Source organism: Emticicia sp. 21SJ11W-3 (genome assembly GCF_024138715.1).
GTDB lineage: Bacteria > Bacteroidota > Bacteroidia > Cytophagales > Spirosomataceae > Emticicia > Emticicia fluvialis.
Genome location: NZ_CP092074.1, coordinates 3772675 through 3794176, shown reverse-complemented (window position 1 = coordinate 3794176; position 21502 = coordinate 3772675). Strand labels below are relative to the sequence as shown.

General features: G+C 43.5%; 15 protein-coding genes. 8 read left to right on the top strand and 7 right to left on the bottom strand.

The features are described from left to right. Nucleotides 1–2: 2 nt before the first annotated feature. Complete coding sequence (locus tag MB380_RS16070; RefSeq protein WP_253527202.1) at nt 3–2351, top strand: hypothetical protein; 2349 nt, start codon at nt 3–5, stop codon at nt 2349–2351. 178 nt (nt 2352–2529) lie between these two features. Here the strand turns inward: MB380_RS16070 and MB380_RS16065 are convergent, their stop codons facing one another. From MB380_RS16065 to MB380_RS16055, 3 genes are all read right to left on the bottom strand, one after another. Then, nucleotides 2530–3693 (bottom strand): DNA-binding transcriptional regulator, encoded by a 1164-nt coding sequence (locus tag MB380_RS16065; protein WP_253527199.1) that lies wholly within the window; start codon nt 3691–3693, stop codon nt 2530–2532. A gap of 149 nt (nt 3694–3842) precedes the next feature. Continuing rightward, nucleotides 3843–5096 (bottom strand): MFS transporter, encoded by a 1254-nt coding sequence (locus MB380_RS16060; RefSeq protein ID WP_253527196.1) that lies wholly within the window; start codon nt 5094–5096, stop codon nt 3843–3845. A 116-nt stretch (nt 5097–5212) separates the two neighbouring features. Further along, nucleotides 5213–6073, bottom strand: a complete 861-nt coding sequence (locus MB380_RS16055) for an ROK family protein (RefSeq protein ID WP_253527174.1) — start codon at nt 6071–6073, stop codon at nt 5213–5215. A gap of 423 nt (nt 6074–6496) precedes the next feature. On the opposite strand from MB380_RS16055, the gene MB380_RS16050 reads away from it, so the two are divergent. Further along, a complete protein-coding gene (locus MB380_RS16050) occupies nt 6497–8638 on the top strand; it encodes a PQQ-binding-like beta-propeller repeat protein (RefSeq protein WP_409014588.1) in 2142 nt (713 codons plus the stop codon). 201 nt (nt 8639–8839) lie between these two features. Further along, entirely contained in the window at nt 8840–11119 is a 2280-nt protein-coding gene (locus MB380_RS16045; RefSeq protein WP_253527172.1) for a glycosyl hydrolase family 95 catalytic domain-containing protein, read from the top strand. Between the two features lie 69 nt (nt 11120–11188). Here MB380_RS16045 and MB380_RS16040 read toward each other — a convergent pair whose 3' ends face one another. Together MB380_RS16040 and MB380_RS16035 are read right to left on the bottom strand one after the other, a co-directional pair. Next, nucleotides 11189–11701 carry a hypothetical protein gene (locus MB380_RS16040; RefSeq protein ID WP_253527169.1) on the bottom strand — a complete coding sequence of 171 codons (513 nt, stop codon included), beginning with the start codon at nt 11699–11701 and terminating at the stop codon, nt 11189–11191. A gap of 110 nt (nt 11702–11811) precedes the next feature. Beyond that, a complete protein-coding gene (locus tag MB380_RS16035; protein WP_253527166.1) occupies nt 11812–12507 on the bottom strand; it encodes a porin family protein in 696 nt (231 codons plus the stop codon). Between the two features lie 221 nt (nt 12508–12728). Here MB380_RS16035 and MB380_RS16030 point away from each other — a divergent pair, with 221 nt between their 5' ends. From MB380_RS16030 to MB380_RS16010, 5 genes are all read left to right on the top strand, one after another. Continuing rightward, nucleotides 12729–13634, top strand: coding sequence for an ABC transporter ATP-binding protein (locus tag MB380_RS16030; protein WP_253527163.1), 906 nt, complete (start codon nt 12729–12731; stop codon nt 13632–13634). A gap of 2 nt (nt 13635–13636) precedes the next feature. Then, nucleotides 13637–14419, top strand: coding sequence for an ABC transporter permease (locus MB380_RS16025; RefSeq protein WP_253527160.1), 783 nt, complete (start codon nt 13637–13639; stop codon nt 14417–14419). A gap of 4 nt (nt 14420–14423) precedes the next feature. Beyond that, nucleotides 14424–15485, top strand: a complete 1062-nt coding sequence (locus MB380_RS16020; protein ID WP_253527142.1) for a sensor histidine kinase — start codon at nt 14424–14426, stop codon at nt 15483–15485. Beyond that, the gene (locus tag MB380_RS16015; protein WP_253527139.1) at nt 15475–16170 is read left to right on the top strand and encodes a LytTR family DNA-binding domain-containing protein; all 696 of its coding nucleotides are present in this window, start codon (nt 15475–15477) and stop codon (nt 16168–16170) included. Before MB380_RS16020 ends, MB380_RS16015 begins: the two co-directional genes overlap by 11 nt. A 689-nt stretch (nt 16171–16859) precedes the next feature. Then, entirely contained in the window at nt 16860–17375 is a 516-nt protein-coding gene (locus MB380_RS16010) for a DinB family protein (RefSeq protein ID WP_253527136.1), read from the top strand. A gap of 42 nt (nt 17376–17417) precedes the next feature. On the opposite strand, the gene MB380_RS16005 is transcribed toward MB380_RS16010, so the two are convergent. Both MB380_RS16005 and MB380_RS16000 read right to left on the bottom strand, forming a co-directional pair. Beyond that, complete coding sequence (locus tag MB380_RS16005; RefSeq protein ID WP_253527133.1) at nt 17418–19952, bottom strand: non-ribosomal peptide synthetase; 2535 nt, start codon at nt 19950–19952, stop codon at nt 17418–17420. Beyond that, nucleotides 19949–20878 (bottom strand): uroporphyrinogen decarboxylase family protein, encoded by a 930-nt coding sequence (locus tag MB380_RS16000; protein WP_253527130.1) that lies wholly within the window; start codon nt 20876–20878, stop codon nt 19949–19951. The genes MB380_RS16005 and MB380_RS16000 overlap by 4 nt, the downstream gene beginning before the upstream one ends. Nucleotides 20879–21502 lie beyond the last annotated feature (624 nt).

The following is a 21502-nucleotide window of genomic DNA, read 5'->3' as shown; positions in this document are numbered from 1 at the left end:
TTATGAATCGTCCATCTATTCGCCTTTTTACTTTTTTGTGGCTGCTTTGTGTGGCAGCCACAGCCCAGACCATCACCATTAAGAATGCAGGTATTGCCGCTTCGGGTTCTATCCCGTCGCCGGTACGCGAAACCACCCTGCGAATGCTTACCGAAGAAATTCAGAAGCGCACATCTATTGCTTTAAAGCCGATAGCAGCGTTACCTAAAAACAACGAATATGCCATTGCATTGGTCTTGTCGGGCGATAAAACCTGGCAAGGCAGAGCCATTCCGGTTGGGGCAGACAAAAACGGACCGGAGTTTAAGCCTGAAGGTTTCAGGGTTGTATCTGAACTGACCGACAAAGGAGGTATCTTGTGGGTAATAGGCGCCGACGCCCGTGGTGTATTGTTTGGGTCTGGCTGGGTGTTGCGCAAGGGCATATTTGCCCCTAAAAGCATTCAGTTGAAACAAAAAATTAATGTGGCGTCTTCACCGTCCTACCCAATCAGAGGGCATCAGCTGGGGTACAGACACACTGCCAATTCTTACGATGCCTGGACAGTGGTACAGTTTGAGCAGTATATCAGAGAACTGGCCATTTTTGGTTCTAATGCCGTTGAGGGCATTCCGTTTCATGAAGACGAAAACCCAAGTCCGCACTTCAAGATATCTGCCGCCGAAATGCGCGTCAGAATAAGTGAGATTTGCAAAGCCTATGACCAGGATTACTGGGTATGGACACCCGTTACCTTTGATTTGCATGATACCCAGAAACGCACAGCCGAACTGAAAATGCACGAGACATTCTATAAAGAATGCCCAAGGCTTGATCATATTTTTGTACCGGGCGGAGACCCCGGCGATAACCACCCGAGAGAAGTTTTGCCTTTTCTGAAAGAACTGCACGAACGCCTGGTAAAATACCATCCCAAAGCTAAAATATGGCTTTCGTTGCAGGGCTTTAGTGTAGAGCAGGTAGATTATTTTTATCAGTATCTGAAAGACAAGAAACCAACCTGGTTGCAGGGCGTGGTATCTGGCCCGGGCAGCCCGTCTATGGCAGAAACCCGCTACCGCCTGCCCAAAAATTACCAACACCGCGAATACCCCGACCTTACCCATAACGTAAGAAGTGAGTTTCCGGTAAGACAATGGGACCAGGCCTATGCCCTTACCCTGGGCAGAGAAGCCTGCAACCCGCGCCCTTATGAATTTGCGGCTATTCAGTCTACTTATGCACCTTTTACAGATGGCTTTGTGTCATATTCTGACGGTTGCCATGACGACATCAACAAAATGGTGTGGAGCATGAAAGCCTGGGACGCACAGGCAGATGTAAGAGATATTCTGGTTGATTACAGTAACTTTTTCTTTGGTAATAACCTGGCAGATAACATGGCCGATGGCATTGCCGCCCTTGAAAATAACTGGAAAGGCCCACTGGCGCAGAATGGTGGTGTAGAAGCCACATTTTCATTCTGGAAAAGCATGGAGGCTTCGGCCACACCTCAACTTTCTGAAAACTGGCGCTGGCAGATGTTACTGCTACGTGCTTACTATGACACCTACACGCGTCGCAGATTAATTTACGAACAAGGGCTTGAAAAACAGGCCAACTCTTTGCTGGCCGATGCACCTAAAACCGGAGCAGATAAAGCCATGACCACCGCCCTGGAGGTGCTTGCAAAGGCTGACAATGCTCCGCAGAATACTGATTTGCGCAAAAAAATTGAGCAATTGTGCGAAACTTTGTATGCTTCTATTGGCTTGCAGACCAGCGTACCCAAACACAAAGCCAAAGGCTATGAGCGTGGGTGTTTGCTTGATTTTGTAGACTACCCGCTTAACAACCGCTGGTGGGTGGAAGACGAGTTTAAAAAACTGAAACCACAGCTTGCCGACAGCAGTGCCAAGGTATTGGCCAGGCTTTACGTTATCAGTAAATGGGAGAACCCGGGTGCAGGTAGTTTCTATGACGATGTGTCGAGCATCAGCAAAGGCCCCCGCGTTAAAACAATTATTGACGACGCCACCGATGTTGCCTGGTGGGATAACGGCTTCAGCCGCACACGTCTTTCTTCGCAAACTTTCCAGAAAGCACCAGAACTGACTTATGATAACCTATCGCCGGATGCGCGTTACATTATCAGAATTGCAGGTTCAGGCGAAGCCCTTCTGAGGGTAGACGGAAAAAGGCTGGACCCAGTACTTTATAACCGTGAAAATGAGACATTTAAAGAATGGATTGTGCCGTTGAATCTGAGCCAGGACGGAATTATTAATGTTTCTTTTGATGTTCCGGAAGAGTCGCACCTCAACTGGCGTAAACACTCGAAGATTTCAGACATCTGGTTGCTGAAACAATAAACGCACAAAAGCCTTAAGAGGCGCGCTTATAATGATGAGAATCCCGCCGGGATTGTATATTAAGAAAACGAATTTTAAATATACAATCCCGGCGGGATATTGTTTTTATTCAGATACTAATGAGCTATTTTAAAAAACAGGAATAGATTGATATCTAATAAGGTAAAACCAGCTACTTCTACTTACCGGCCAGATACCGGTTACGGTACTCAATGGGTGTGCAACCTTTCACTTGCCTGAACTGCCGGGCAATATTTTTGCTGTCTGTAAGGCCCATATCCAGCGCAATTTCAAACACAGTCATGTCTGTTTCGCGTAGTTTCTGGGTTAGCTTCTCAATTCGCAAATTGAAAATATACTTGTAGATGGGTAATCCGGTTATGTACTGAAAGCGTTTCTCTAATGCACGCCTTGACAACGGTACCTGTTTTACAACATCGTCTACCTGCAGGTTTTTATCTATATTCTGGTGAATAAATTTGAGCGATGCCGCTATGTAGTCATCATTGGTAGCGTAAATGTCTGTCGACTGGCGAGTAACTACCTGTGTAGGCTTCACAACAATATCGTAGTAGTTAGCCGTGCCGTTTTTTATCATGTGTTCCAGCAGCCGGGCGGCGTCGTAACCTCCTTTTTCGGCATCCTGGCCAATGCTTGATAGCGGGGGGTCAGAGAACTCACAAATCATTTCATCGTTATCTACTCCTAACACAGCCACTTCTTCCGGAATACGTATTTGCGAGTGCCTGCATGCTTCAGTAATGTGCTGCCCCTGGTTATCGTCGCAGGCCATCAGGGCAATGGGTTTGGGCAAAGATTTAAGCCACTGGCTCAGCGAGCTGGGCTTGTAGTACCAGATTTCGGTAGAACGAGCCATGGCGTGTTCAAAATAATGAACCTTGTAACCAGCTCTGCTGATGCGCTCTTCATAGCCTTCAGCGCGCTCGCGCGACCATACAATGTCTTTAAATCCATAAAAAGCAAAGTTCTTGAAACCCTTCCGCAAAAAATACTCGGCACCCATTTCGCCGGCTTCCTTGTGCGCCCCGGTTATATTGGGTATATCGGGGAAGCGTTCCTTGAAGTCCTGTGCAATAACCGGAATACCCGCCTCAATGAATTTTTCAACGGCGGGGTCATTGTAGAGCTGCCCGATAATACCATCGGCGCCCCATTCAAGGGCCCATTCCAATATCCCTTCCATCCCGATGGTTTCACGCTGAAAGAGCGGCATCCGGCAGAAAATCCAGGGGCCGTGGTCTTTAGAGTATTTGGCAATGCCTTTCAAAAGAGCCTTGCTATACTCTTCAGCAAAGTCAATTAAAAGTATGATTTTATACATAGTAATAAATTTCCCTAATCCACAAATCTAATGTATCTGCTCCGGTAATCAGCACAATCTCTACTAAAAACTAAAGAGACGCAAGAAATGCGTCTCTGGCATAGTAAAAATATATCCACCAATCATAATTTCAAAGTTAAATGCCCTTACTATTTAAGTAAATCTTTCCAGCTTTTAATTGTGGCATTAGTAACCAGCGGTTTGGCCCAGAAACCAATGCTTAATATATAGCCCAGGGTTATCAATAGAAACAGCATTCCGAAGCGCAGCCCGAATATTTCGCCCAGGCCACCGATAATCACCGGTACAACGGCTCCACCGGCAATACCTGTACATAAAATGCCCGATAACGTGCCATGATGATACGGCACCGAATTAAGCGCAAGAGAGACCACAATTGACCACATAACAGAGGCAAAGAATCCGGCTGCCGGGAATGCATACAGGGCAACTTCAAGTGGGCCGAATAAGCCTGCAAGTAATGAGATAATGGCACCAAGCGTAAAAAATATAAGAACCTTGCGGCTGTCGATAAATTTCAGAAGAACCAACCCTAAAAAGCAACCGATGGTAAGCAGACCCCAGAAGTAAGAAATAACTGACGCCCCAAGCGTTGTAGGGTCTACATTATGGTATATCTGCAAGAACTTGGATGTCCAGTTGGCAATTCCCTGCTCGGTGCCTACATAACTGAATATGCCCAGAAAAAACAGCCACACATATTTATTACTCAGCAGCTCTTTAAATGCCTTACCGGTGTCTATTCTCTCGTCGTCTTTCAGTTCTACTTCCGGAAATTTAACAAACCAGACAATGATAACCATCAGAAGTGCAATGATGGAGAAGGTCCAGTAAACAGATACCCACTTTAAATCGGGGCTTACAAGGCCATTAAGTGTTGATACAATAAAGTTAGGATTTGGGTTGGTGTGCACATTCTGCACATAATAGCTGTAAAGCATAGGGCTCAGGAATGACGCACCACCAAAAAACAACTGGCCCATTACCGAGTTGAAAGCAAAGTTTTCTTCACCGCCCGAAACTCTTAGAAGCGGGTTAATTACCACCTGTAGCATAGCCATGCCAAGGCCAATAATAAACAAAGAAACAAGCGCTACCGAAAAAGTGGGGTTTATGGCAAACAAAAGAGCACCTGCAAAGGCCAGAAAAAACGCCAGTAGCAGAATGCGTTTTTCGCGATATTTTTCAACGAGGATTCCGGACGGAATAGAAGCAACGGCATAAGAAACAAAAAAAGCAAACGGCAAAAAACCCGACCAGCCGAGGCTGAGGCTGAAACTCTTGGCGATGTCTGGTATGATAGCCCCAAGAATATTACTCAGAAAAGAGATAACAAAGAATATAAATAGAATCAGAACTACAATAAATGTTTTACTTTTCATACGGGTGCCTTGTGTTTGTCAAATTGTGGTTTTTAAAGGTAAGCATTTGCCTTTGAAAACAAAAATCAAATGCCTGTACCTATGAGCAGATAAGCTAACCAATGCCCGCTTTTCTGTTATCTGTCTTTCAGTAAAACGTTGTCGTAGTTGTTCGGAATCAAAGCTGCTGCGCCCAGTAATGAGATGTTTTCATCTTGTGAAACAAATATTTTCAGGCGTTTGAGTGATTCCGGAAAAGAGAAGTCGCCCAATGCATGGTACATGCCCTTTTCAAAGAATGGATAAGCCTTTGACAGCGAGCCACCCAGCACAATAGCCTGGGGGTCGTAGGCATACATAATGGTTTTAATGGCCGTACCCAAGTGTTTGCCGAACTGGTCCCAGAGGTCTATGGCTATTTTATTGCCTGCCATTGCAGCATGGTTGGCTTCAAGGGCAGTTATGCCATGAATGGCCTCAAAGAAATTGTTACTGGTGTAATATTCCAGATTCTGGTCCAGATAAGGCAGCAGGCCTATTTCTCCGGCACCGCAGTTATTACCCACATACAACTGGTTATTGATAATAATACCCGAACCCAGACCCGTACCTGTTGTAACGCCAACTACTGAGCTAAAACCCTGAGCCAACCCGAAGCGGCTTTCGCCCAGCGTAAAGCAGTTTACGTCATTGTTAACAAAAACCGGAACGTTAAATTCTTGCTGAAGAATATCTTTTAAGTCTACCTTTTTCCATGACGGAATATTGGTTACGTCATAAACTATTCCTTTTTCTGTGTCTACTACAGAGGGCACTCCGATGCCGATACTGTTTACGGAATAAGCCATCAGCGGCTTAATCAGGTCAATTAATTGTTGTAGTGTGGAAGAAAGAGAATCTTTGTCTTGCAGCAAAATTGTTTCCTGCTTAATAACCGCGCCATTCATTTCGACACCGGCTTTAATTTTTGTTCCTCCCAAGTCAACCCCTATATTCATAGTCTTTAGATTTTAATTTCCATTGGTTTAATTTTCTGTGGTTTAATGTAAGTTTCTCCAATGGCTTATAGTTTTTTTATGGCGTGTGCTTGTAGAATTTACATACAGTTACAATACTTTATACCTTAAAAAAGATACCATTGTAAAACGGGGGAATTTTATTTTTTTGTTGAGAGGTTTGCCTGTAAAATAACCTGTCTTTTTTGTAAAGTGCATAAATACAGGCGGTTGGGGTTGGTTTGTTGCTCGGAATCTTTTTTTTGAATGTTAAGTATAAATTAAATCTGCCGTAATAACTCATTCAAATTTTATTATTTTTGAGAACTCTATTCAATTCAAAAAAAATCGCGCTATGGCCAATCTCTTGCCAGTACCAAGGCAAAAGTATAAAACAATATGCCCGATGGTTTTACCCTATAAACAATGAAACGAAATCCTCACCTTTACAAAAGGCTTTTGGTGCCTGTCCGCCTGCTTATGGTTCTACCGGGCATAGTAGCCCTGATGCTTCATGCAACTCCGGATGCTGTGCCTGATACCGACTGGACGGAGTACAACGGCGGGCCCGACAAAAATCATTTTTCTTCTCTTACCCAGATTAACACCGAAAACGTAAAAAAACTAAAAGTAGCCTGGGCGTATGCCTCAGGCGGGGCAGACACCCTGAAAAATACCACCCAGATGCAGTGTAACCCGATTGTTATTAAAGGGATATTGTATGGGGTTTCGGCGGGGGCGCAGGCTTTTGCGGTTGATGCCGCCACCGGAAGAGAAATCTGGAAGACACGCCTGAATGATGATACCTTTAACATGACCAGCCGTGGGGTAACTTATTGGTCAGACGGCAAAGAAGCCCGTATTTTCTTTGCCTACGGCGCTTTGATGTATGCTTTGAATGCCGCCGACGGCAAGCCTGTATCAACTTTTGGCACGGGCGGGAAAATCAATCTGAAAGAAGGGATTGAACGACCCGGCGCTGATGATTACGTGGTGGCCAACACACCGCCCTCGGTTTATAAAAACGTGCTGATAGTGGGCACAAGGGTCTCTGAAAGTGCCACGGCTCTGCTGGGCGATGTAAGAGCTTATGATGTGATATCCGGGCGATTAATCTGGACATTCAGAACCATACCCCGTCCGGGTGAATACGGATATAATACCTGGGAAAAAGAGAATTACAAAAACGTAGGCGGCGCCAATAGCTGGATGGGCATGGCTGTTGACCAGAAACGCGGGATAGTATATATACCGACGGGTTCGGCAGCTTTTGATTTTTACGGTGGAAACCGAAAAGGTGATAACCTGTTTGCCAATTGCCTGATTGCCGTGAACGCCAGTACCGGAAAACGGCTATGGCATTTTCAAACGGTGCATCATGATATCTGGGACAGAGATATTCCAGCTCCGCCTAATTTGTTTACTATTACCCTGAATGGCAAAAAGACAGATGTGGTGTCGGTAGTAAGTAAGCAGGGTTTTACGTTTGTATTTGACCGCGTAACAGGTAAGCCTGTTTTCCCGATTGAAGAGAAGCCTTTTCCGGCCTCTGATATCCCGGGCGAGTTGGCCTCCAAAACACAACCCATACCTTTGTTACCCGAACCTTTTACCAGGCAGCAGTTTACTGTTGATGATGTAAACAGCTTTGCATCAAACAAAGAAGAAATTATTGAAACCTTGAAAAAATCTAAAACCGGCAGCCCCTTTATTCCTTTGGGCAGAGAGAGAACACTCTTTTTTCCGGGCAGTGATGGTGGGGCGCAATGGGGTGGGGCATCGGTAGACGAAAACAGTATTCTGTATGTGCCGGCCAAAGAAAATCCGGTTTTCAGCTCATTGATAGACTCCCCTCATTCTGCAAGCGGTAAGGCCGCGGTGTCAGGAAAACAATTATACCAGACCTATTGCGCTGCCTGCCACGGCACCGACCGCGAAGGGAATCATGACGGAACCATACCGGGTTTACTGGGTGTAACAACCAGGTACACGAATGAGGGTATTCTGCAGATTCTGGCCAAGGGCAGAGGAATGATGCCTGCCTTTACCCAGATAAAAGAGACCGACAAAAAAGCCATTATAGATTATCTGAGCGGTAAAAATTCCAGTTCTCAAAGTTCCGCAAAATCGGGGCTGTCAACCGTGGCCTATACCCATACAGGGTATAATCGCTGGTATGATACCAACGGATATCCTGTAAGTACACCTCCGTGGGGAACACTGACAGCCATAAACATGAACACTGGCAAACGCCTTTGGCAGGTGCCTTTGGGCGAATACCCCGAACTAACCGCTAAAGGCATACCGCCTACCGGTACTGATAACTACGGTGGTGCAGCAGTAACTGCCGGAGGATTGCTGTTCATTGCGGCTTCAAAAGATGAGCAGTTCAGGGCATTTGACCGCCAGACAGGCAAAGTATTGTGGCAAACCAAACTACCTGCTGCCGGATACGCATCGCCCAGTGTTTATGCAGTTAATGGCAAACAATACGTAGTAATAGCTTGTGGCGGCGGCAAACTGAAAAGTAAATCGGGCGATAAGTATGTGGCTTTTGCGTTGCCCTGATATTCTATATGGTATTAGAAAAGAAATTATCTGCAATTCAATGCTTGAAACGGTTCGCCGTAGAGTTCATCAGTTAGCAAAACGAAGGTTTTTTTACAAGTCTTACCGACTTATGTAGGTAGTTAAATGCAAGTTAGTTGCTCAATTTAATTAGTAGTTGTATTTATTCAATTGGTTGCTCTTCAATTAAACATAAATCCAATGCGGTTATCTCTGTTTATTGCCCTGTTATGTATTTCAATCAGCACCCTGGCGCAGATTTCTGAAAACGCCATTGGCTTGCAGTTTACTCAATTACCAAAGCGGTGGGATGAGGGGCTGCCGCTAGGCAATGGCTTGATAGGAGAATTAATCTGGCAGAAAGGGAATAGGTTACGGTTTTCGCTCGACCATGCCGAATTATGGGATTTACGCCCCATGAAAGACCTGCATACACCCGGTTTTAATTACGCCTGGGTAAAAGAACAGGTGTTGAAAGACAACCTGAAGGCCATACAAAAAATTGGTGATGAACCCTACGAGAGCGAACCCGCCCCAAGCAAACTGCCCGGTGCAGCCCTTGAATTTGACATGACCGGCTGGGGAGATGTAAAGCGCGCTGCCCTGAACATTGAAAAAGCCGAAGCAGAAATTGAATGGGAAAGCGGCACAAGGCTTACCTCTTTTGTACATGCCTCTAAACCCGTAGGGTATTTCAGATTTGAGAACCTGAAAGGTTTCAGTATGCAGCTTCTGGCGCCTGAATATGAAGGCGAAATAGATAAAAATGCCGGTGGCTCAGTGGCAGGTGATGACCTGGCGCGGCTGGGCTATAAACAGGGAAAAGTATTGGCACACCGCCAGTCATTTGTATATGAGCAAGAAGGTTGGGGCGGGTTCAGTTATCAGGTATGTGTACAATGGCAAAAGGTTTCAGCAAGTGTGGTAGAAGGCCGGTGGGCCATTTCGGCGCATTATCCGCAGAAGCCCAAGGTAAAAGCAGTAAGGCTGTTGTCTGTTGTGCAACCCTATAAGGCATCGTTTGCCAGTCATCAGGCCTGGTGGAAGAACTTCTGGGGCAGGTCGTCTATCAGCCTGCCTGACTCAGTTCTTGAAAAACAATGGTACCTTGAACAATACAAGTTCGGGAGCGTGGCGCGCGCCAACACGCCGCCTGTTTCTTTACAAGCGGCATGGACAGCCGACAATGGCCGTTTACCACCCTGGAAGGGTGATTTTCATCATGACCTCAACACCCAGCTAAGTTACTGGCCTGCCTATAGCGGCAACCACCTCGATGAAGCAATGGGGTATCTGAATCACCTTGACCAGAACAGAGCGCAATATAAAAAGTACACGCAATGGTTTTTTGGTACAGATGGCCTCAATGTGCCGGGTGTAACCACTCTAACCGGTGAAGAAATGGGCGGCTGGATTCAGTATTCTCTATCGCCTACGGTTTCTTCATGGCTGGCACAGCATTACTATCTGCAATGGCGGTACAGCATGGACAGGGCTTTTCTTGAAAAGCGGGCGTATCCGTGGTTTAAAGAGGTAGCGCGGCATCTGGAACAAATCACCTATAAAGATGCAGCCGGTAAAAGGCAATTACCACTAAGCACCAGCCCGGAGATTAATGAAAATAGCAGAGGGTCCTGGTTCAGCGAAAATACCAATTATGACCTTGCCCTGATGAAATATGTTTTTGCCAAAGCGGCAGAGCTGGCCAAAGAATTGAAACTAACTGCCGAGGCCAGGCATTATGAACAGATTCACGCGGAGTTTTCTGATTATTATCTGAGCGAAAATAATGAGTTGAAGTTTGCCCGAAATTTGCCCTATAATCAGTCGCACAGGCATTTTTCTCATTTGATGGCCATTCATCCATTGAGCGAAATCCGCTGGGAAAATGGTGTAAAAGAGCAAACCATAATCAAAAACACCATACAACTGCTTGAAAAGACAGGCCCCGGTTTGTGGTGTGGTTATTCTTACGCATGGCTGGGCAGTCTTAAAACCAGAGCCAAAGACGGAGAAGGAGCCGCCAGGGCTTTAAAAGACTTTGCTACTGCTTTTTGTTCTATCAATTCTTTTCATCTCAACGGCGACCAGACCAAGACAGGTAAGTCTACCTTTACTTACAGGCCGTTTACCTTAGAAGGTAACTTTGCATTTGCAGCCGGTGTGCAGGAAATGCTGCTACATAGCTACGCAGGTTTTATTGAGGTTTTTCCGGCCATACCCAATGGCTGGCAGCAAGTAAGTTTTGAACAGCTAAGGGCAGAAGGGGCATTTCTGGTGAGTGCAAGTAAGGAAGCCGGGCAGGTAGATGCCATTAAAATAGTAGCTGAAAAAGGTGGTAAAGCCCTATTAAAGTTACCTTTTAAAACCCATTATTTTCAGACCCGCAAGGGTGTGGCGGTTAAAACACTGCCAGGTAATATGATGGAACTGAACTTTGCAAAAGGCGGAGAAATAGTGGTAAGAAATGGTTACGAATAAATACCAAAAGGGAGTTTCTGTAACAGAAACATCCCCCGATTTATAATAGATTAGTACAATATTTTTTACTTATTTTATTTTTCTGTAAAGATACGCAGGCGCATCAAAGGCCATGCCGTTATCAATCATCAGTTCTGTTGGGCAAAGTCTGATAGTACCTCTGATGTAGTTATAGCTACCATCGGCAAAGGTTTCAAAGTCTGGTTTAAGGGTTACCCAATATAGCTTATCTACTTGCCCTTGTGTAAAGTCGAAGGTCATGGTTTTGGCCAGTTTGCCATTTTCAAATATCTCAACCAGTTGTTTGCCGGTACTTTTTTCTGATATTTTTAGTCTTATATCAGGTAGGTCTTCTGGCAGCGGAGCATATAAAATGGTACCTTTCAGCTGCCATTCGCCATAAATTCCTTTTTTAGCATCTGCAATGGTTAATGGCACATCGGCTGAGTTGCGGACGCAGTCAAAATCGAGAATTGATTCTGCCTTAACGCGGTTCAAAGCCGGTACCTCATCGGCCGAGGTCTTACATGAGCTTAAATAAAGCAGCGAAAGAATGCCAAAACCAATGAGCGTTTTTTTCATGATTTGTATGAGAAATTTTGTAAAAGAGTTAGAGAACCTTTATACCAATGATGCTTCAAATTGCAAAATGGTTGTAAGGTATTTATGAAATTAATAAAATTTAACATTTCCTATAATCGATACCCAATCGTAAAAGAAACATTACGGTTCTTATAGCTATATACATCCGGGCCTGCCATGTACTTATATTGCAGGTCTCTCAATCCTGATTCGTAATTTACTCCAACAGTCCAATCCCAGTATTCGATACCGAATCCGGTGCTTATGCCATGATCAAATCTATTGATGACTGAATACTCAAAAGTTTTACGGGTTTGCGTCTCCTCGGGTTTGTCAATTCCTATATATTGGCTTTTCAGTTTATCGTTTCCGCCAGCTCCGTAAGCAGCATAGTAGCCGCCATTAACAAACAAGCGCATACCAGGTTTCAGGCTTAATTTATAAGCCAGCTTTATCGGCACTTGTACGTAGAGCTGGTCAATTGTGTTTTTATATTGGGTTGTGGGCGGGTTTGCAGACCCAATCCATATCTCTTCCCCTTTGTAAACCACACCTTTGGTGGTAAACATCAACTCAGACTGAACATAAATGCCTCCTTGAAGTTGGTATTCGCCGGTTATACCTGCCTGAAACCCGGCCTTTGGATTATTCTCATTGTAAGCATAAGGTGTAAAAGTAGATGTTGAAAGGTTAAGCCCTGCTTTGACACCGTAACTGAGTTTTTTCTGCGCCCGGGCATCAAATGAGTAACTGAAACCTGCCAGTAAAAACAGGCTGATTAGTAAAAGAATTTTTTGCTTTTTCATAAATGATTGTGAAAGTGAGTTATGCAGAAAGTGAAGCCTGAAATTGCGTTCAGAAGGTATCAGGTAATTCATCAAAGTTAACGCAATTTTCAGGATTTAACCTATACATTGAATTATACCTGATGATTACGCCATTTAACAGATGATTATTGCCTGTTGACCTAAAATTGTTTCATCCTGAAATCTGTAATCTTAGTTTTGAGTAAACAAAAGAAGCTATTATGACCACTATTCAAGTATCTAATGTGTCGCATCAGTTTGCCAATCGCGAATATGTGCTGAACGACATCAGCCTGAGCGTAAAAGAGGGTAGTATCTATGGTTTTCTGGGGCCAAACGGAGCCGGAAAGACCACCACCCTCAGGCTTATTCTCGGGCTGTTGAAAAAACAGAAGGGAGAAATTGAAATTTTCGGAAAACCCTTTGAAGCCAACCGGCTGGATATACTGGCCAGGCTGGGTTCGCTCATTGAGAGTCCGTCTTTGTACGGGCATCTTTCCGCTACCGAAAACCTGAAGGTATGGCAGAGGGTGTATCAGTCGCCTGAAAACCGTATTCCCGAAGTGCTGCAACTGGTAGGGCTGGGGCATACCGGCAGTAAGAAAGCCGGTCAGTTCTCGTTGGGTATGAAACAACGGCTGGGCATTGCCGTTGCCTTGTTGCACAGCCCGTCTTTATTGATTCTCGACGAACCCACCAACGGCCTGGACCCCAGCGGTATTGTTGAAATGCGTGAGCTTTTGCGCACACTGAACCAGAATCAGGGTATTACCATTATTATTTCAAGCCACTTGCTGGCAGAAATTGAAAAACTGGTAACAGATGTAGGTATTATTCATAAAGGCAAAATGCTGTTTGAAAGCTCACTGGCCGACCTCATGAAACGCCAGCAACAGGCATCCGTCATTTATTTTGATACCGACAATAACACCGGCGCTTTGCAACTGTTACAAGAGCGCAACTTTGCCGCCCGTATTGTAAAAGACCGCCTGGAGGTAGATAACCTGGCAAAACCGGGTATTGCGCAAATCAACCGGTCATTGGTTGAAAACAGCATAGAGGTTTATGGTATACAGACCTATGCCAATGACCTTGAAAGTATTTTTATGAACCTAACCAGTAACTGATAATGCAAATATTTATACATAGTTTTCAGAGCGAATGGCTCAAAAAGAAAGGTACACTGGCGTTTTGGCTGGTATTTGTGGGGGCATTCTTTATTCCGCTCATTTTTACGTGCAGAGGGTTGTTTTATCCTGCAGATTTTCTGGCAGAGGCCAAAATGCCGGTTTTCTGGGATTTGCTGCAAAGACGCAGCTGGCAGTTTATGGCTATATTTTTGCTGCCTATGGGTGTTATTCTTTCTACAAGCCTGATAACCCAGCTGGAGTTCAGAAACAATACCTGGAAACAACTACACACCACTCCGCAGAGCTACACAACCGTTTTCTTCAGCAAGTTTGCAGTTATAATTGTAATGCTCTTGCAGTTTTTTATGCTCTTCAATATTGGTATTTATCTGTCGGCGCTTATTCCTTCTTTAGTTCGTGGCAATACCGATTTTTTCAAGCATGACTTTCCATTGCTTACCATGCTTGAGAACACCTCCTTTTATTTTCTTGACTGCCTGCCTATTGTGGCCATTCAGTATCTTGTAAGTTTGCAGTTTAAAAATTTTCTGGTGCCTTTTAGTGTGGGTATAGGTCTATTGCTGACAGCCTTAATTGGTCTGCAATGGAAATACGGTTATACCATACCATATACTTACACGCAATATTACCTGTTTTCAGGCGGTAACCAGGGCAGCCCCAGGCCTCCACAGGTAAATTTTCATTACTGGGCATTAGGATATTTTATTGGGTTTACTTTGTTGGGATATTTACTGTATATTTCAAAAAAAGAAAAAGGCTGAGCCAATGAAAAAAATAGTGGTAATGGCTTTACACGCAGGCTATTGGATATTGTATCTTTTCCTGTTGTTTATCATTATTTTGTGCTTGCAGGTGGGCGCAAAAATGAAAACCATACCACTTTTTACCGATTTCTCTTTTACTGTTTTTATGGCATCTTTTACCTTATTGCCTGCCATTTTGGGTTTTTATGTCTTTTATCACCTGTTGTTTGATAAATTTCTGATACGCCGGAATATCCTGCTTCTCTTTGTAACGGGTATTCTGGCGGCCATTGGTATCAGCTTTTTTAGTGCTGCGGTTATGTCTGTTTTGCACAACTATAAAATAGGACCCGGGGTTTTTAGCGAAAACTACGTGGCCATAGTTACGATACTAACCGTGATCACCATAATTGCTATTCTCAATGGCGGAATGGGGCTGCTGACCAGAGGGTTTATCAGGTGGTATGCCGAACTGAAATGGAAAGAAGAACTGACACGCAAGCACTTTGAGATGGAGCTTGCCCTGATAAAGTCTCAGATAAGCCCGCATTTTTTGTTCAATACCCTTAATAATATAGACGTACTCATAACCAAAAATGCCGGCCAGGCCTCATTATACCTCAATAAATTGTCGGGCATTATGCGCTTTATGCTTTACGAAACCAAGACCGAAAGGATTTTGCTGAGCAGAGAACTGATTAACATTGAGCAGTATATTGACTTGCAGAGGATAAGAACTGCCAACCCGAATTATGTCATTTTCAGGGTTGTGGGTAGGGCAGACCAGGTTGAAATATCACCGATGATTCTGCTGCCTTTTATTGAGAATGCATTTAAACATGCCGACAATAAGAAAAATGAAAATGTAATCAGAATCAGTATTGAGGTAAAGGAACAGGCACTGATTTTTGATTGCGAAAACAGGTACTCAGTTTCCGGGCTGAAGCAGGAGTACGGGGGCTTGGGTAATGAGTTAATCAGTAAAAGGCTGGAATTGCTGTATCCCGGCAGGCATACGCTGGTAATCAATAAAACCACCGATATTTATTCTGTAAAATTGGAATTGTGTATTTATGAAGATTAGCTGTATAATAGTTGAAGACGAGCCTCTGGCCGCAGAGCGGTTGCAAAATTATGTGAAAAAACTGCCATTTTTGCATTTGTCGGGTACATTTGACAATGCCCTTGATGCACTGGTTTTTCTGAAATCGCAATCGGTTGACCTCTTGTTTCTGGATATTAATCTGGGCGATTTTTCGGGGATACGTCTACTGGAAACCGCTAATCTAAAGAGCCGTGTAATTTTGACCACAGCCTACCATGAATACGCCATTAAGGGCTTCGATCTGAAAGTGTCTGACTACCTGTTGAAACCTTTTACTTTTGAGCGCTTTGTGCAGGCCGTTGAACGTGTGCAGGAATATTTTACAAAGCAGGAGCCGCCTCAACCCATAAAGTTTATCTTTGTTAAAACTGAATACAGGCTTGAAAAAATTATGTTCGATGAGCTGCTGTTTATTGAAGGTAAGGGCGATTACAGGCAGATTCATACCAAAACCAGAAAGATTATGACCTTACAGACTTTTACTGATTTTGAACAGGACATACCGCCTGCCATTGTCTGTCGCGTGCATAAGTCTTATATGGTTGCTATTGACAAAATAGATTCAATTGAAAAAGACCGAATCAGGATACAAAACACCCTTATTCCGATTTCGGATAGTTATCGCCAGGGTTTTTATGAGCTTATTCATCAGTCTATAAAGTAGGAGTTAGGTGATAGTCATTTTGCAAGTCCCGGAGGGACGAAATATCTGTCGAGAATGTTCATTCAATAATAAGCAATATCCCGGAAAGATAATATATTTAAAACATGGATTCTTAATATATTATCCCTACGGGATATTGGAATGGCTCAAATAGAAATTTCTACAGATATATTGTCCCTCTGGGACTTGGGAACTGATGAAATATCATATTCATTGAAAAGCGAACAAATTTTGTATTCCTGTTAGAGACGGTATTGTAATAGCATTAGAATGTCGTGGATAAATGCGATATCTCGTAATTGGGATATTGGAATAGCTCAAACATAGATTTCTACTGATATATCGTCCCTCTGGGACTTGGGAACTGATGAAATTTCATATTCATTGAAAAGTGAACAAATTTTGTATTCCTGTTAGGGACGGTATATTTGTAGAATATGTACATCCAAATAACAATCAATATCCCGTAGGGATGCTATATTATTCTTCAAATGATAATTAAAAACTAAATTACTTTATAATTGAACTTACTTCTGGCTCAAAATATCAGCTACTTGTCTGTTTCATTCCAATTCTTTGGCATAATTTTGCTGCTGAAATGAAGGTTTTATGGCTGCTACAAAAATTGTTTTTCTGATTATACCCGAAAGCTATCATAGTATTTTAAAGGAATCAATCACATACAAAAAATGACAAAAGCTGAAATTTACCCAATGCCCGAGTTTTTTGACAGATACATTCATCTGGCCGATGATGTGGAATTGAACGAAGCCCTGGAGACAAGCCGGGATGAATTCGATAATCTTCCCATAGACTTATGGAAAAGCATTGGCGACAAGGTGTATGCGCCCGGCAAATGGACTATCAGAGATATTCTGCAACACATGATAGACACTGAAAGGATTTTTGCCTGCCGTGCCTTATGCTTTGCACGTGGAGAAACCGCCCGGATGCCGTCTTTTGACGAAGAAGAATATGCAAGAAATACGATAGCCAATGAGCGCAGCTTTGATGACCTGCTAACCGAGTTTAAGTTGGTGAGAGAAACTTCTATTATGCTTTTCAAATCATTTACCGACGAGATGCTGCTCCGTTCTGGGTTATCATTCAGAGGTACATACTCTGTGCTGGGCATTGGGTTTATTATGGTTGGGCACCAGCGCTGGCATCTGAATATTATAAAAGAACGTTACGAAACCTTGTAGTCGGGCGGGTAAAAAGGGGGCCTCAATGCACTTACTCAATTTTTAGGTTGGTTTTAAAACGGTTTCTACCAGATGTTTGATAACAACGGGGGCATTATGTTCATCCAGCATATCTAAATGCCCGCCATTCAGGCTGATGGTATGTATTTCGCTAAAATAGGGTTTCCAGGGCGAGCCACTCGGGTCGTAGTAAGAGCCATCACAGCCATAATACCATAAAGGAGCATCTATCGGGCTTGCCTCCAGTTGGTAATAATGGTACCATAAAAGCGATGGAATAAAGATTTTGATATTCAGGCGCTCTTCCAGCCCATAAACCAGTTTTCTTGCCAGTGCTGAGCGAACATACACCATTCTTAAACCATACTGAATAAAATCGCCCCTTTCCAGATAATCTTTTGTTCTTTTAAAGAAACTGTCTTTAGGGAACACCGTATTCATTTTTGGCAAGCCTTCCACGATTCCCAGGTAAAGATAGTTTCGCAGATGACGGGCGGTAATGATTTTATTCATTATCAAGCCCCCCGTACAAATACCCAGATACCCCACGTTAGGTTGGTTGTAGTCAGGCATCTGCTCAAATATTTTCTTAATGGCGTAGTCCCAGTTGCGGTTTCTGGCAGCTAACAATGAAAAATCAGGATAGCTTATGATATTGATGCTTACGTGTTCAGACAAATTATTGAGAAATACCCTTGTGCTTTCCGTTATTCCGATAACCGCCGGAAAAACATAAATACTATAACCAGATTTGTCTTTTATCTGAATATCCATCGCCTTTAAAATACCATAAATCTCGCGGGGTGTCATAGCCCCGTGAATCCAGTCGGTGGGTAGGGTGGTACACAAATCAGATTCAAGTTGCACCAGAAAGTTAACGGCATTTACCGAATCACCACCTGCATTCTTCCACGAAACATCGTTATCGAACGATTTTTTGTCCAGAAACTTACACCAGGTTTGTTTAAGCGTTTGGTATAGAAAATCTTCATCGGTACTGGAGGCATCCGTTTCACTAGGTTGTGTTGCATATTTTTCGGCCAATGCTTTCAGCGCTTTGCTGTCGTTTTTAAAATTATGCAAAGTGGGTATATCATTAACCTGAATACACCTTTGAGGAATCATATATGCGGGTAATTGCTCTGCCAGCCATTCTTTCAGTATCGGTTCGGCGAGAACAGTTTTGCTGATAAAAAAAGCAAACAGCGCATTATGCTGGCTTTGTGTGTGTACTATCACTCCGCATCGGTCAATGGCGGGGTGTTTCATTAATGCCCCTTCAATTTCGCTCAATTCAACTCGGTATCCGTTTATTTTAACCTGATTATCCTTGCGACCAATAAATTCAAGCAATCCGTCCTGATTAATTCTTCCCAGGTCTCCGGTTCTGTAAGTTCTTATTTCCGGATGGGTGGGGTCTGTGCTGAATGATGTTCTGGTTTGATCAGCATTTTTCCAGTATCCCAACGAAATGTAAGGGCTGCTAACGGTTATTTCTCCGGGTTCTCCATCTGGTACGGGCGTATTGTCTTCGCCAACCAACAGCATTTTTCTGTCCTCAACAGAATACCCAAGTGGTATAAGTTCCTGATTGATAACAGTCTTATGATTAATAAACCACTGCCTGTAAATGGTAGCAATTTCGGTAGCGCCAATGCCTACGTAAAGCAGGCAGTCAGCACCAAAAAATGATTTGTACAATGCTACATCGGCATTATAAATACGGTCTCCTGCCAGATAAATCAGCCTCACCTTTGAGAGGTCTGTTTTTGCCGGATTCAGTTTTAGAAAAGTTCTGAAAATATTGGGGATGGAGTGGTAAACCGTGATGCCTTCCTGACGGATGAATTGGCTCAAATCATACAAGCCACCTTTTTTCAGGTTTTTGATAATCAGGGTGGCACCGTTCAGTAAAGCGCCGTAAATGTCTCTGATGGCTCCGTTTACACTTGGCGAATACAGCAGCGTCAGGCGGTCGTTTTCGTTCAGATGCACAGAGTTGGTATATTGCATTACATCATGCAGCAGATTTCGCTGGTTCTGATACACCCCTTTGGGTACACCTGTAGAACCGGAAGTGTAAATAATATATGCCAGGTCTTCTGCATGGGCCGAGCATACAAACGTTTCTTCGGTATTTGAGGTAAGCGCATCAATACAGATTGGATGGAATGCCCGATAAGAATCTGCCAGTTCAGCTAAAGTAATGACAGATTTTACCCCTGATTGTTCTATAATCAGACGGTTGCGGGCTTCAGGCAGGTCTATATCCAGTGGTACATACCCACAGCCGGATGCCAGTGCGGCCAGCATGGCCACCGGAAAAAACATATCATTAGGCAAGGCGATGCCAATGGGCTCTTTTTGGGTGCTTTGGGCGTTGATAACCCCTGCAAGCGTACAAGCCAGCTGGAAGGTTGCCTGATAGCTTAACTGAGCAGCATCTGATTGAAGAGCAATTTTATCAGGATTCCTTCTTACAACTTCTTCAAAGATTTTGAAAACTGGTAAGTCTAGCCAGGTTTGTTCAAATTTCCTGAACTGTACATCTTCCGGGCCCTGGAAATCTAAGCTCATAAACTTTTTATTGTTTTGGCAACGGCCATCCATTGCCGGATGCTTTCATCGGCGAAATCAAGCGGCAATACGCAGCCGCAGGTAACTATATCGCCAGTACTTTTTTCATTAATGAGTTGCAGCATTTCGCTTTCTGTTTGGCATAGTGCCATTTCTGATGCAGGCAGCCCACATAGTAAGCGGTTTGCTAATGGTTGCTTCCATGTTTCATCAATGTGGGTCTGGGTACTGTATTCGTAATGAATGTAACAATTGGCAGGTATATTGCTCAGTGAAAAGTAAACATCTTCGCCATGAATATGAAAAAAACTGAACTGAAGGTCTTTACAGGCATTGAGGCATTGGGTATCGTACGGCTCACCGAATAGTTTATAGGTTTCTGGCGGCAAAGCGCCATTGCGCATGTGCTGGGTAACAAAATAAATTCCTTTAGAACCCGCCGCAATCAGTTCATTAATTACATAGAGGGTGTTTTGGGTAATTCTTTCCAGACCTGCCTGAACCTCATCCGGGTTTGTTGCTACATGCTGCAGAAAGACAGGCAGCCCGGCCATTTGAACTGCCTGCGAAACTGGACAGAAAACCGTAGAAACAACTGGTGTGCCATTGGTGGTTTTATTGTAAACCTGGCGGCAGGCGCCTGCTATTTCTTGCAGCAACTGGGGTTTTGTTTGGGTGAAATCAGGAAGCCGGAGCCAGTCCTGAGGGTTGTTAATTATGGTTTTGGTAATAATGCGTCTACCCAGGTAGTCGCCATTCCAGATGTCTTCTACACCGTGGCATACAGCCTGCCAGCTACCGGCCGGGGTAATTTTTATAAAATCGGAATTAAATTTTTGTTGAAACTCAAGCGTGCTTTGCGCCAGAGTTTCGGCCTTCTGGTCGGCAACCGGATGATGCTTCCAAAACGAAACAAGACTTTGCATGATATTTGGCTCGGAATAGGTTAAAGAGGACTCAATAGTTTATATAAGTGGCTAATTGCAAAAGTAGAAATAATAAGGATTATTAAAAACTGAAAAGTAAAGCGGTAATACTGAATAAAAGCAGACCTTTGGCCGATTAAAAAAATAATATCTTAAGTTTTTAATTCGTGGTGAATTTAAGATGAATACACTAATAGACCTCAAATTAGCACTAATCAAAGATTGTTGAATTTAATCAGTTAACCTTCCATTCAAACGGAATCCCGTAGGGATGGTATATCAGTAGACGTAGATTTGACTTATTGCTGCGTATCCCGTCAGGGATAATATATTTATTGTTGAGTACTTAATATATCGTCCCGATGGGACTTTAGACGTGTATCAGCCATATTTTCTACCGATATAATATCCCTACGAGATACCCAATCTTTCAAAAAGCGCAGAATCAATCTAAAAGCAATCCCAAACAAGTGCAGATTCATTGCTGCATCAAATGACTTGAAGATGTTGAACTGAATGGTTCAATCAAACCCTTTAGAATATATATTGGCAGCTTAGATTCTCCGATTCAAAATGCACTACGGGTGTTTTTACTTTTATTTGTTGTAATGCATTATTTTTGCC

Excerpts from the sequence above, each read along its gene's own strand:
- MB380_RS16070 (WP_253527202.1), top strand. The coding sequence starts at position 3 with ATGAATCGTCCATCTATTCGCCTTTTTACTTTTTTGTGGCTGCTTTGT.
- MB380_RS16065 (WP_253527199.1), bottom strand. The coding sequence starts at position 3,693 with ATGTATAAAATCATACTTTTAATTGACTTTGCTGAAGAGTATAGCAAG.
- MB380_RS16060 (WP_253527196.1), bottom strand. The coding sequence starts at position 5,096 with ATGAAAAGTAAAACATTTATTGTAGTTCTGATTCTATTTATATTCTTT.
- MB380_RS16055 (WP_253527174.1), bottom strand. The coding sequence starts at position 6,073 with ATGAATATAGGGGTTGACTTGGGAGGAACAAAAATTAAAGCCGGTGTC.
- MB380_RS16050 (WP_409014588.1), top strand. The coding sequence starts at position 6,497 with ATGAAACGAAATCCTCACCTTTACAAAAGGCTTTTGGTGCCTGTCCGC.
- MB380_RS16045 (WP_253527172.1), top strand. The coding sequence starts at position 8,840 with ATGCGGTTATCTCTGTTTATTGCCCTGTTATGTATTTCAATCAGCACC.
- MB380_RS16040 (WP_253527169.1), bottom strand. The coding sequence starts at position 11,701 with ATGAAAAAAACGCTCATTGGTTTTGGCATTCTTTCGCTGCTTTATTTA.
- MB380_RS16035 (WP_253527166.1), bottom strand. The coding sequence starts at position 12,507 with ATGAAAAAGCAAAAAATTCTTTTACTAATCAGCCTGTTTTTACTGGCA.
- MB380_RS16030 (WP_253527163.1), top strand. The coding sequence starts at position 12,729 with ATGACCACTATTCAAGTATCTAATGTGTCGCATCAGTTTGCCAATCGC.
- MB380_RS16025 (WP_253527160.1), top strand. The coding sequence starts at position 13,637 with ATGCAAATATTTATACATAGTTTTCAGAGCGAATGGCTCAAAAAGAAA.
- MB380_RS16020 (WP_253527142.1), top strand. The coding sequence starts at position 14,424 with ATGAAAAAAATAGTGGTAATGGCTTTACACGCAGGCTATTGGATATTG.
- MB380_RS16015 (WP_253527139.1), top strand. The coding sequence starts at position 15,475 with ATGAAGATTAGCTGTATAATAGTTGAAGACGAGCCTCTGGCCGCAGAG.
- MB380_RS16010 (WP_253527136.1), top strand. The coding sequence starts at position 16,860 with ATGACAAAAGCTGAAATTTACCCAATGCCCGAGTTTTTTGACAGATAC.
- MB380_RS16005 (WP_253527133.1), bottom strand. The coding sequence starts at position 19,952 with ATGAGCTTAGATTTCCAGGGCCCGGAAGATGTACAGTTCAGGAAATTT.
- MB380_RS16000 (WP_253527130.1), bottom strand. The coding sequence starts at position 20,878 with ATGCAAAGTCTTGTTTCGTTTTGGAAGCATCATCCGGTTGCCGACCAG.